The sequence below is a fragment of the Ruminococcoides intestinale genome (assembly GCF_040095935.1).
GTDB lineage: Bacteria > Bacillota > Clostridia > Oscillospirales > Acutalibacteraceae > Ruminococcoides > Ruminococcoides intestinale.
In genome coordinates this window covers 1-12,575 of the sequence record NZ_JBBMFQ010000004.1, presented here as the reverse complement: position 1 = coordinate 12,575, position 12,575 = coordinate 1, and the positions used below count along the sequence as shown (strand labels likewise).

11 protein-coding genes and 1 CRISPR repeat array are annotated in these 12,575 nt (G+C 38.6%); all 11 genes read right to left on the bottom strand.

The window, feature by feature from the left end; all coding sequences use genetic code 11:
* Nucleotides 1-91: 91 nt before the first annotated feature.
* The 11 genes from recQ to WMO31_RS07565 all read right to left on the bottom strand — a co-directional run bounded on the left by recQ (nucleotide 92) and on the right by WMO31_RS07565 (nucleotide 10,746).
* Nucleotides 92-1,897: a DNA helicase RecQ gene (gene recQ, locus WMO31_RS07615; protein WP_367999464.1), complete on the bottom strand. Its 1,806-nt coding sequence runs from the start codon at nucleotides 1,895-1,897 to the stop codon at nucleotides 92-94.
* 17 nt (nucleotides 1,898-1,914) lie between these two features.
* The gene (locus WMO31_RS07610; protein ID WP_337805983.1) at nucleotides 1,915-2,289 is read right to left on the bottom strand and encodes a DUF4186 domain-containing protein; all 375 of its coding nucleotides are present in this window, start codon (nucleotides 2,287-2,289) and stop codon (nucleotides 1,915-1,917) included.
* Nucleotides 2,290-2,448: 159 nt separating this feature from the next.
* A complete protein-coding gene (locus tag WMO31_RS07605; protein WP_367999463.1) occupies nucleotides 2,449-2,757 on the bottom strand; it encodes a hypothetical protein in 309 nt (102 codons plus the stop codon).
* A gap of 125 nt (nucleotides 2,758-2,882) precedes the next feature.
* Nucleotides 2,883-3,821, bottom strand: a complete 939-nt coding sequence (locus WMO31_RS07600; protein ID WP_367999462.1) for a DUF4428 domain-containing protein — start codon at nucleotides 3,819-3,821, stop codon at nucleotides 2,883-2,885.
* 12 nt (nucleotides 3,822-3,833) lie between these two features.
* Nucleotides 3,834-5,378 (bottom strand): dockerin type I repeat-containing protein, encoded by a 1,545-nt coding sequence (locus WMO31_RS07595; protein WP_367999461.1) that lies wholly within the window; start codon nucleotides 5,376-5,378, stop codon nucleotides 3,834-3,836.
* A 13-nt stretch (nucleotides 5,379-5,391) separates the two neighbouring features.
* Nucleotides 5,392-5,976, bottom strand: a complete 585-nt coding sequence (locus WMO31_RS07590) for a DUF6935 domain-containing protein (protein ID WP_015524285.1) — start codon at nucleotides 5,974-5,976, stop codon at nucleotides 5,392-5,394.
* Nucleotides 5,977-5,992: 16 nt separating this feature from the next.
* Entirely contained in the window at nucleotides 5,993-6,379 is a 387-nt protein-coding gene (locus WMO31_RS07585) for a hypothetical protein (RefSeq protein ID WP_117967778.1), read from the bottom strand.
* A gap of 192 nt (nucleotides 6,380-6,571) precedes the next feature.
* Entirely contained in the window at nucleotides 6,572-6,973 is a 402-nt protein-coding gene (locus WMO31_RS07580) for a hypothetical protein (protein ID WP_367999460.1), read from the bottom strand.
* Between the two features lie 185 nt (nucleotides 6,974-7,158).
* On the bottom strand, nucleotides 7,159-7,797 hold the full coding sequence (locus tag WMO31_RS07575; protein ID WP_367285993.1) for a LuxR C-terminal-related transcriptional regulator: 639 nt from the start codon (nucleotides 7,795-7,797) through the stop codon (nucleotides 7,159-7,161).
* Nucleotides 7,775-9,082 (bottom strand): sensor histidine kinase, encoded by a 1,308-nt coding sequence (locus WMO31_RS07570; protein WP_367999459.1) that lies wholly within the window; start codon nucleotides 9,080-9,082, stop codon nucleotides 7,775-7,777. Before WMO31_RS07570 ends, WMO31_RS07575 begins: the two co-directional genes overlap by 23 nt.
* Nucleotides 9,079-10,746, bottom strand: a complete 1,668-nt coding sequence (locus WMO31_RS07565) for a histidine kinase N-terminal 7TM domain-containing protein (protein ID WP_367999458.1) — start codon at nucleotides 10,744-10,746, stop codon at nucleotides 9,079-9,081. Before WMO31_RS07565 ends, WMO31_RS07570 begins: the two co-directional genes overlap by 4 nt.
* Nucleotides 10,747-11,157: 411 nt before the next feature.
* Nucleotides 11,158-12,575: direct repeats of the CRISPR family, unit length 36 nt; unit sequence GTTTTACTACCTTATAGATTTACACTATTCTCAAAC.

Below are 12,575 nucleotides of genomic sequence, written 5' to 3'. Positions count from 1 at the left end.
TACCACTTTGTACTAATTATTTCAATACAATTTTGAAAATTGAAAAAGAAAAGGACAAACGAATTCGTTCATCCTTTAACAGTATATGAAGTTATCTGAATTTTGCGATTTCTTCAAGAAATTGTTTTCCGAATTTTTCAAGCTTTGTTCTGCCCACACCCGAAACTTCAAGCATTTCATCGGGTGTTTCGGGACATTTTTTGCACATATCAATCAGCGTTGCATCGGTAAAAATAACATAGGCAGGAACGCTCTTTTTGGATGCAATGCCTTTTCGCAAAGCCTTGAGCGCATCAAGTAAATCGGAATTAACAGGCACTTCGGGGCGGTGCGTTTTGACAACCTTTTCGGAGTTTTCAACTTTCTTCATCACAAGCCGTTCCCGTCCGAAAAGCACATCTCTGCTCTTTGGCAAAAGTTTTAGAACCTCGGTTTCATTGTCGGATGAAATATACTCCTTTTCGGCAAGAAAGTCAATTGTGCCGAAAATATGCCTTGCCGTAACCTCTTTCATTATTCCGTAGGTTGACTGATTGTTAAGCTCAGCTTTTAGAATTTTCTCGCTTTTACTGCCCTTTAACACATCACAAATCACGGTTTTGCCGTACCTTTGTCCTGTTCTTGCAATACACGACATAATTTTTTGAGCGTCAATTGTGACATCAACAAGCTTGTGAACGGAAAGACAGTTTGAGCATTTTCCGCAGTAAGCCTTTTTTTTACCGCCGAAATACCGCAGAATAAACCCACGCAGACAATCGTTTGTTGTGCTGTAAAAGGTCATATATTTTAAGCGTTCAAAATCACGCTCACGAATTTGCTCGTTTTCTTCAATTGTAAGCTCATCGTTGCCCTCGGAATTTTCAATCATAAAGCGATTTAGGCGAACATCCTTAGGACTGTAGAGCAAAATACAATCAGCCTCACCGCCGTCACGACCTGCCCGTCCTGCCTCTTGATAGTAGCTTTCAATGTTTTTCGGCATATTGTAATGAATTACATATGTAACATTTGACTTGTCAATTCCCATACCGAAAGCATTGGTTGCGACCATAATATTTTTTCGGTCAAAAACAAAATCCTCCTGATTTTTCCTGCGTTCGTACTCATCAAGACCTGCATGGTATCTTGCCGCCGAAAAGCCGTTATCGCAGAGCAATTCGCAGACAGATTCAACATTTTTTCGGGTTGCACAATAGACAATTCCCGACCTGTCGCCACGCTCCCGAATGAGGTCAATAAGCTTTTCGTCCTTTGACGATGACTTTATTACACCGAAGAAAAGGTTGGGGCGGTCAAATCCCGTTGTAATTTCAAACGGATTTTCAAGCCTGAGAATTTTCTTTATATCTTCTTTTACATCATTCGTAGCCGTTGCGGTAAATGCTCCGACAATCGGACGATTTGCAAGGCTTTCAACAAATGAAATAATTTTGAGGTAACTCGGTCTGAAATCCTGTCCCCATTGTGAAACGCAATGAGCCTCGTCAACTGCAACCATTGAGATTTTTATCTTTTTACAGGTGTCGAGAAATCCGTCAGTCAACAGCCTTTCGGGTGCTACATAGATGATTTTGTATTTTCCGTGTTCAACATTTGAAAGCACTCGGAGAAATTGCGGATATGAAAGCGAGCTGTTTATGTATGCCGCAGGAACTCCCGACTGAACGAGTGAGCCGACCTGATCCTTCATAAGCGAAATCAGAGGTGACACAACAATTGTCACCCCGTCAAAAAGTAATGCGGGAATCTGATAGCACATAGACTTGCCCGCACCTGTGGGCATAATGCAAAGTGCATCTCTGCCGTCAAGCAAAGCGTCAACTATCTGTTCCTGTCCGTCTCTGAAAGAATCGTGTCCGAAGTAATCTTTTAACACGCTTAATTTATCACTCATCTTTTTGCCCTTATCTATCATTCTTTATTAGAATTATAATCATTGTATTCTCTTTCAATCCAAGCCATAAGCAGATTCACAATTTTCTGCTGTTCGACCTCGTTAAGCTGTTTGTCCCTTGTAACTCTGTACCACTTGTTAAGACACCCTCTGCAACAACAGGCACAGGCGTGCTGTGCGATAAAAACAGGGTGTCCCCTCATAGGCGTTTGCTTTCCGTCATTCGGAATATATTTTGGCGCAAGCCGTGTTCTGACAAAATCTTCTGCATGGGAGCGGATTTTATTCATTCCCTTTTCATTAATATAGTCAATGTCCTTTTGCTTTAAATGAAACCGACTGCGAAAATCAGATTTTTTCAGTTTGTTTAGTGCCTCATCTATCGTTTGCATTGTTCATGCCTTCTTTTATTGTCATACCTTAATTATAAACAATTACTACGGTAATGGCAAGTAAAAATGCACTCCTTTTCTGTTACAGAAAAAACAACCCCACGATTATTTTACCGTGGGGTTATTTTCATAGGGTTGCTTTTCAATTATTTTTAGATATTAAACATCTTTGCAATATTTTTCAGCAAGGGCAAAGAACGCTTTTTCGAGCGAATCCAAGGTTTGTTCCGTCATACTGACCGACATACTGTTTTTGTCGGAAAATATGATTTCAACGATTGTAACCGTGGCGTCATCGACTGTCAGTTCTTTGTCTTTTGGATTATATTTTTTCAGAATTTCCAATGCGTCTTCGGCGGTGTCACACAGCAGTCTCATATCCGTTTCGTCGATCAAAACATTTTCAAAAGCGATATAACCGCATTTGCAGATAGCGTCAAAAAGGAAATTTACACCTTTTTTTCGCACATAAAAAGAACAGCAGGAGTCAAAATTTGAATGATTTTTTGAATAGCTCACGGATACAATTTCTTTTTTTACACGCGTTTTTCGTTTGGAAATATTATGAAATAACGACCGTAAAGTCATATCGGTTATGTCATGGCAGCCCCGCAGAACGGACAGAATTTCGGCGGATTGCCGTCAGGCTTATATCCGCAAGCCGAGCAAACAATTGCCGCAGCATTTTGCGGAGTAAACGGCTGTGAAACTTGCTGATTTACTGTGTTGCTCTGCATAGGCATTCCGTTCTGCTGATAACCCATATTGTTCTGCATGGACATTCCGCTTTGCTGATAGCCCATATTGTTCTGCATACCGTTCCTTATTTGTTCACACAGTCTCATTAACTGCATTCCGTCATCAAACGCTCTCATAAGCTCATTCCTTACAGTACCGATTGACGAATCAACATACATTGATATATCGGTTATGAACGGATGATTTACGATGAATTTTGCTTTTAAAGAAGATATTCTTTGCGGTGATGACGATGTGTTTGTATCACGAACATACGGCTGAAGTGCAAGCGGAACATCAAGCATACCGTTTTGCCCCGAAAATGAGTTTGTTGTATCAAACTGACTGCCAAAACCGCTGTTCCTGCCCTGACGGTTATCATAGCGGTCATACTCATCAGGAATTCCGTCACGGTCGGAATCCTGCAGAGTTGTATATCCAAGCTCAAGCCAAAAGTCCTGAAGCTGTGAAAAATCAAAAATTTCAGGATTGCTGTTTTTGAAATCTCTGCCTATTGTAAAATAGAATTTTCTATTATTAAAATCTACAACAAGCTTTTCGTTTGTACCGGCACTTGCCGACTGAACAAATGCCGAATATTTCTGTCTGTTCTGTTCACGCTGTTCAAGATGAGTTTTAACATCTGCTAATGTTCTGTTTTTCCAACCTGATGAAAGCGAACTGAGCTTGTGCTTACAGTCGCTGCAAAGATAACCGTCTGAAAGCTTTTGCCTTGTGAGTGCGTTTACCTTGTCACAGCAAAGGTCACAATATTTCTTTTCAAATAGTCCCATAAACTTTCTCCTTTACAAAAGATTCACGATTTTCTTCTGAATATTTGTAGCATCAATAACTGATATTGTGCCGTCACCGTTTGTGTCTGCAATTTTAAAAGTGTAATCGTCAAAGTCTTCAAGCCCGACAATGTATTTTTGAACCAAGGTTGCGTCCACAACATTAATAACACCGTCCATATTGACATCATACGGAACAGTAATTTTTACTACAAGGTTAACATCTTTCTTAACAACATTCACTTCATATACCCGTGTTACGCATTGCGGTTTGCTTACAGTAATGACATATTTGCCTGGAACTGTTTCATAATACACATATAATGGTTTTGCATTACTGTTTACCGTTTCATGTGTATAGCTGCCATTATAGACGCCGTCAGGAGTGTATTCATCAAACTTAATAGTAATAGTGTCATCCGGTAAGCCGCCCGTTCTTAAATCCAGTATAATACGGGCCTTAACCTTTTGCGTCACTTTAACCGATACACTGTAAATGACATCACCGTTTTCACCCGTGACAGCACACCTGAAATGAGTTTCATCAAAATCCGTATTCGGTCTGATGCTCAAAGCATTTGTTTTTGTACCCTTGAAGGAAAATTTGTTTGATGTGGATGAGTTGTCACTTATGTTGCGCCACACATATCTTCCTGTGCTTCTCCTTACTTTCATCTGCCACTGATAGCTTGCGGCATTGTTGGCAGTAACCGATATAGTTCCTTCTTTGCCTTTCATAATTTCTGCCTCAGTGAACTGATGTGAAAATGAAGGTGATTTATCTGCAACAACGTAATATGCCCAAATATAATATTGACCTGTGGTTTCATCCTGAAGAATTGTTGCCTGACCGTCGTCGTTGTACAAGCCACATACTGCGTTCTTGGCAACCGCATATCCTCTGTTCATATTAAAGTATAGCTGACAACAATACATACCGCTGTCAAAAGCTTCTCCGTCGTTGAGCTTTCTGCTAACTTTGTTGTTTTTGTACTCATACCACTCAATATAATCAAAACTGTAGTAAGTGCTATTTATCGGAGTTGCCGTAGTTGAGGGGATTTTCCGCTGTTCAGGTTTCTCCAAGCCTAAAAATCCAATTATAGGAATTTCTGTCTTCTCAAGAAGTCCCGGAAAGTTACATTTTCCCGAATAAAAAGTACCGCTTTTTGAGCCCGTTACTTTACATCTAAAGACAACATCTTTCCACCCTGAGTCAGGTCCTACAAGTTCTGCGTAGGTCTGAAATTTAAGATGGTCTGTAAAAACACCCGAAAATTTCGAGTTGGGTCTGTTGGTTTTATCGGAGAGGTTAACCCAGTTTAGGCTCGGATACTTTGCCTGCCATTGATAGGTAAAGGTTTCGTCTGTACTGCCGCCGTTTACTCCCACGATAATGTTAAGGACATCTCCTATGTAAACCTCGGTGTCGATATATTTGATATAAGCCTGAGCCGCCGCATTTGCGGTTATGGCTGTCATAGGAAGTGTTGTCAACAGCATGAGAAAGCATAAAACAACACTCGAAATACGCTTTGCTTTTTTCGTGATTTTCATAAAAATCCCTCCTTCATGCCCAAGGATCAACCGAAGCCGGAGTTCGTATATCAGAGAGTGCAAGATTACGCCATAAGAACCATTGATTGCCCTTTCTGCGAAGCTCAATCGGACGAGGTGAGTCTGCTCCCGACGACTGAACCTGAACCTTTGCATAACCCTCGCTCTGATAGGTATATGCATACTCGGAAACGGTTATTTTGTACGGAACATTCGGTGTATAATCGTTCTTCACGGATGAACCCTCAAAATATGAGCGAGGAATATATCCCCTGCCCTTGATTCTGTCACGCAAAAACTGAACATCCATCCCGTTCATCGGCTGAGGTCCTTTTAATACATTAAGCATTTCTATTGTGTTTTCCGGACTTTCATCATATTCAAGCAACACAAGCATTGCAAATGCCGCTGTTGAAAGAGGTGACGAAAAGTCAAGCTCCGGCATTTTTTTGAGTTCATCTGCATTTTTCGGATAATCGGCAAATACAAATGTTTTGCTTTTGTGCATCGCATTGTTTACCGCTCCCGAAACGGCCTTTGAAACATTGTTTTTTACAGCCTGATTTGTCATATTTTTTAAGCTGTCAAATATACCCATAAACAGTACCTCCTTTTTAAAGTGCGTCAAGTGCGGCGGCAAGATAATCTGCCGTTACGGATGAATAAAAAAACGAGCTTATTTTTCCGAATTGTTTTGCCTGTTTAACCCTGTCGGCAAGGTCGGGATATGCCTGTTCGTCACAGAGCAGAGCCGTTTTACAGCTTGGCAGATATTCCTTTACTTTTCCACAAAGCTCAAGCCGTTTCTCAATAGTTGAATCGGCAAGTCTTGTGACATCCATAAGTAAAACATCAACTCTTTCTGCAATGCACAAATCAAGAATTTTCCCGTCTTGATTCGGTGAAACATTCTCAATACAAAATCTTCCCTTCTTTACAAGGGCATTTTGAATAGCCTCACTGAGCAAATTATTCTGAACACTGAGCAAAATTTTCTTCAACGGACATCACCCCTTTTCACCTATATCTTTCACTTATATTGTACAATTTTGCGATAGAATATGAATGTGCCAAACGGCATATTTCACAACATAAACAAAAAAAGCACAGCTGCCCGATTGTTCGGACAGCTGTGACCTTGTGCTAAAAATATTTACGGTGGGTAATTAAAAGGGGGGTAAATAATAAAATAATTATGCTTTGTTCTTAACAGCGCCTATAATGTAAAGTACAGGGATAGCAAGACCGCAGATAAGAGAGAATACATTGAACTGTGATCCGCCTATCATGCTGATAATTTCGCCTGCAATACACATAACAGCAACAATAACGCCCCATACAATACATGTATTTGCCTTGTGCGGAAGTTTTGCGTTGATAACGCCGATAATACCTGCAACAAACTCAGCAACCGCACTGATAAGTGCGAAAACGCCGCCGACATAAAGCATAGTCATATCGTATGTACCGTCGTTAAAAGCTGCAAGTGCGGCGATACCGAGAATGGCGATGATTGACACAACCAATGCAATAGCACCGAATACAATCATAAGGATTCCCGTTACTTTAAGAAAAGTTGAACCTTTTGCCTCCATAGTTTTTCCTCCTGTCATTAAATAATAAATTTTATGCACCTTTGTCTTTGATTATTAATCGGACAAAGATAGCGTTTTGCACAAAAGATATTCACCGTCTGAGCAGTTTATATCCTGTAATTGTATTATACTGTTTTAACAGCAAAAAAATATGTGCCAAACGGCACATATTCAGAAAAAAGTATTTATTTGTCGTTAATTCTATCGTCAAGGATTACAAGTCCCGCCTCTCTTGCCTTTACGGCAAGCTCTGTTCTTGACTTAAAGCCTGTTTTTTCAAGCATATACTGTATATAGTTCTTGACAGTACCCGGAGCAATGTAAAGTCTTTTGGCAATTTCCGTGTTTGTATCACCGCTTGTCAGTTCACGCAAAACCTCAAGCTCCCTTTCGGTAAAATCCGTACTCATTGCGTTGCCGAATTTAATTTTGGGAGTTGTGTCGGGAAACACACGCTCACCGTTCACTGTTCTGTCCATAAGTTCAATAATAGGTTCGGAACTTACCTCTTTGTACCAAAAGCTGTCAACCCCTGCATCCTTGGCACGCTTTAGATAGGAATATTCGGGCATTGAGGTAACAATGATTATCTTAATTTTCGGAAACTTTGCTTTTATTCTTTCAGCCGCCTCAAGACCGTTTGCTCCCATTGAAGTGCATATATCCATTAAAATCAGGTCAACATCGGAATTTTCACAATGATAATCCGTCATATCGGCATTACTTATTGAGCCCGCAAGCGTATAGTTTTCGCTTTGGTTTACATACATTTCAAATAAAGTTCTCGGCATTGACTGATCTTCAACTATCAGCACTCTTGTCATACTGCAGCACCTCGCTTTTCGGTATTGTGATTTCAAGAACAAAAATTTCGGAAGTCGATATTTTCATGCTTCCCCCGATTTGCTCCGCCTTTTTTCTTACGGAAGAAAGTCCGCCGCCCTCATTGATTTTTTGAGGCGGTTTTCTGCCGTTATTTGCAAATTTAAAAATATATTTTTCACCGTCGTCAAGACTTTCAAGAATCATTTTATCTGCTTTTGCGTGTCTTGCGGCATTGTTAAGGCATTGCATTGTTGCAAAAGTCAGAACCCGTGCAACCGCATTGTTATCAGTCGGAAGATTTCCGACTGTTTCAAGCGTTATTCCGACAAGCTTTGCGGCATTTTCAATATCCTTAGCAAAGTTTTCGTCTTTGCAATCATTCTCTGCGGTATTCAGAACAGAAATATTGTTTTTCCACATTTCAAGTAATTTACTGTTATTTTCAGACAGAGTGCCGTTTTCAAGATATCTTCTTGTTGTTATCAGCGTACTGCCGAGCCTGTCATGAATTATCTCTTTTGTGCGAAGAATTTCTTCTTCTCTTGTCAGATCATAGACCATTTCATTGTATTTTTTCAGATGAGCATTAACCTTTTTTAACTCGCCTATTTCATATTCCAAGGTTGATGTAAGCTTTGTAAACTCTGTTATATCGGTTGCCGCAAGCTGAAAATACGGTTTTGAAAAAATTTCCGTTTCCGACAACGAAAAGCTGAAAACCCTGCCGTCCTTTAATCTGACTGTAAATGCCCCGTCATTTTCATATTGAGAAGCCTCTTTTATCTTCTCTCTGAAGGGCATTGCAACATTAAGCGATTTACCCGTAAGTTCAAGGCATATGCTTTCCATAAGGTTATTTTTCAATACAACAAGTCCGTTTTCATCAAAATAGCAAAGTCCTGTCGGCAAGCCGTCAAAGCTTTCTTTAATTGACATTGCGGTAATATCGGTATTCCTGCAATGATGAAGCCTTACCGTTATGTACACAGACATTATCGCACAATATGCCGTTATGCCGACAGACAGAGCAAACGGCATTCTGCCAAAAAATTCAGCCATTTTATTAATTTGGTTATCATAATATATTTTACTCAAGACCTGAGTGCTTACCAAAAACATTGTCAAAGAGATTACTGCAATTATAACCGCTGAAATCGGTTTCCACAACCTGATTTTATAAAGAAAAGATTGCGTTGCGTTGTATATTGCCGCACAGGCAACAACAAATTGCACACTCATCAATATAACACAAACAAACGAACGCATTTCAAGGATGGGTGTCATATGTCATCACCTCCGCTTTGCATACGAACAAACACAAACAGCGTGTCAGCGTCATATTCCGTGGTGACATTTCCGCCGAGTTTTATAATATCGTCAAGTAAATCATCGGGAATTTTCATTTCATTTTTGCTGTCACAGTTGATTTTTAAATCAATAAATCTCTCATGGACTTTTAAATTAAACAGCAACGCATCTGTGCATTTCATTATATGCCTTATAAAAATCCCGATGAATTTAAAAAGTGCAATCGTTTTTTCGGCTGAAATTTCTCCCGAAACATTACTGAAAAACGAACACGAAATTCCGTAAACAGAAATGTACTCGGCAAGTTCTCGGATACTGTTTTCAAGCTCAAAAGCATTCAGCATTTTTCTGCTTTTTGCCATAATGAGCAGATTGCTTATTCTCTTGATGTAGACATTAACAACACAGGCACCGGCATAATTAACCGAAATATCTCCCCTGTTGTTTTCAATATTTTTGAGTATATTTTCAAGGTCGCAAAGCTGAGGACGGATAAATTCGGTTATACTGTCATAGAGCTTGTTCTGTTCGGTTACTGCCGCTCTTCGTTTTCTCAGCTCTGCCTCTGATTTTAAGATTACATTGTATTCCGAAATCTGCTCTTTTACTTCCGAAAGTTCTCTGTTAATTCGGTTAATTGCCGATATATCTTCCGTCCAAACTGCCTTACCGCCTTTTATATTATGCTTTTTAAGAATTATATTTTCATCAATCACAACACTGTTACCGTTTTGCAGAACAACATCTTTTGAAACATTTGTTGCGTTTTTAGAGCGGTATTTCACATTGCCCTCATTGTCAAATATGAGAGTGTTAAGATTTGACGCATTGAAAAAATCGCCGTAACCCGTATTTGACGGCACAAGACCTATCTGAATAAGGCTTTCCCATAGAGCAATTGAGGCAAAACAGAACACCTCGGGAACATTGTAAATTCTAAGTCCCGAATATCCGTGATTCAGATTATTCCAGAGTGTGTAAATTATTGCGACAAGAATTATTAAAATCGGAATCCACAGCTTTTTGCGTGTTGCGGAAATTCTGCATCGATTTATTGAAAGCACAATTGACGAAAGTACAAGTATAAAAATCCACACTGCAATTACATAGTAAACAGGACCGTAACTGTATTGTTTGTTCCAATTGTGAAAATCGGGTTCAAATACAAAAGCAAGCTGATGAAAATCGTTCGTCATAACAAGCAGCACAAGAACGGCGGCAGGTATAATCAAAAGATATTTTCGGTTATTTGTATTTTCGGGCTTACCGATATTCAGCATTGCAAAAAACATCATAAGCGGCAAAAACACCATTGCTATGTAATATGAATACCAAAGATACCGTCCGTATGTGTTGATGTCGGCAGGGCTGTTGTATTTTATGGCACGAAGAGCCATCCACAAGAGCATAAGCGCCGCAGATATCACAAGGCAGATTCGTATATTCTTCTGAACAATGCGATATGCAACAGACACACCCCAGCCTATAATAAGCCCCGAAAAGATAATAACATCAAAATTTTCAATATAATTGTCCGCCGAGGAAGTAAGATGAGAAAAAATTCTCACCGCACCTCCAAACAGGAATATAATTATCCCGACAACAGTCAGAAGCTTTGTTTTGTCAACTTTGCGAACCATATGCCACCCGTCAGTTATTTCAAGTTTAATTTCAGCAACATAATTTTTTCAAAACACCAATGTTGCACACTATTTTACTACATAATAACACAATAAAACGGATTATACAATTCATATTTACCGCAAACTTAAACAAAAAGTAAATAGTTAATTTCCAAAGTAACTTTCATGGTGGAACTTACTTTGGAAATTAACGCACTGAAATCTTCCTTGTTTTGGGCTGCAATCAATCGTGGTATTCTTAACAAACTTATTATATTACAAAAGGCACATAACCGAAAGTGATAACGGTTATGTGCCTTATTGTTTTTTGCAATGCTGTTTTTTCACAGTCCACGAGTAAAATTTGTACTCTAATTAGATTTACACTATTCTCAAACTCATCATCCGAGAGTGATATATTAAGATAATGTTTTACTACCTTATAGATTTACACTATTCTCAAACATATAGGTACACCGATACGGTGAATGTCGTGTTTTACTACCTTATAGATTTACACTATTCTCAAACGCTTTTGCATATATGAGTGACTTTTATGAATTTTACTACCTTATAGATTTACACTATTCTCAAACACCGTAGTAGCAGTAGTGGCAATCATAAAAGTTTTACTACCTTATAGATTTACACTATTCTCAAACGCACTTTGATTTGTATTCAAGATATTTTTCGTTTTACTACCTTATAGATTTACACTATTCTCAAACTAACATCAGTTACCTCAGAAGATGGAAAAAGTTTTACTACCTTATAGATTTACACTATTCTCAAACCAAAGTAATTAACTGTTTCTTAAATGCAAGGTTTTACTACCTTATAGATTTACACTATTCTCAAACGACAATCGTGTACGCCTCAGTTTTTAACTTGTTTTACTACCTTATAGATTTACACTATTCTCAAACGCTACAACATACCGATTGACCGGCTCAAGAGTTTTACTACCTTATAGATTTACACTATTCTCAAACTGCCTCACTTTCAAGTCATTTTCTAATAATGTTTTACTACCTTATAGATTTACACTATTCTCAAACGAACTTATGTTCCGTTGTTTTAACATTCAGGTTTTACTACCTTATAGATTTACACTATTCTCAAACTTTGCTTTCAACTTCCTTAAGAGTTTTTTCGTTTTACTACCTTATAGATTTACACTATTCTCAAACTCGCTGTTTGGTACTTTAGTCGGCACGCTTGTTTTACTACCTTATAGATTTACACTATTCTCAAACCAATCGTAACCGCTGATTGATTTTGTTGCAGTTTTACTACCTTATAGATTTACACTATTCTCAAACCAAGTAGGTTGACAAAGTCGCTGCTGACTGTTTTACTACCTTATAGATTTACACTATTCTCAAACCTATCGGCTGAAATACTCGCAGAAATTCAGGTTTTACTACCTTATAGATTTACACTATTCTCAAACTTGTTTTGCAATGTCTGTAACTTGCCCGTTGTTTTACTACCTTATAGATTTACACTATTCTCAAACGAATTGTACGGTGTACAAGCGTTCTAACCGTTTTACTACCTTATAGATTTACACTATTCTCAAACTAATCCTGTTCATTTTCAGGGAGTTTTTCGGTTTTACTACCTTATAGATTTACACTATTCTCAAACATAGCACTTACATCTGTATTTGCTCCGCCGGTTTTACTACCTTATAGATTTACACTATTCTCAAACCTTTATAAACTGTTGTTTCAAAATCACAAGGTTTTACTACCTTATAGATTTACACTATTCTCAAACAACAACATGGGCGGAGTGATAGCAAGCCGGTTTTACTACCTTATAGATTTACACTATTCTCAAAC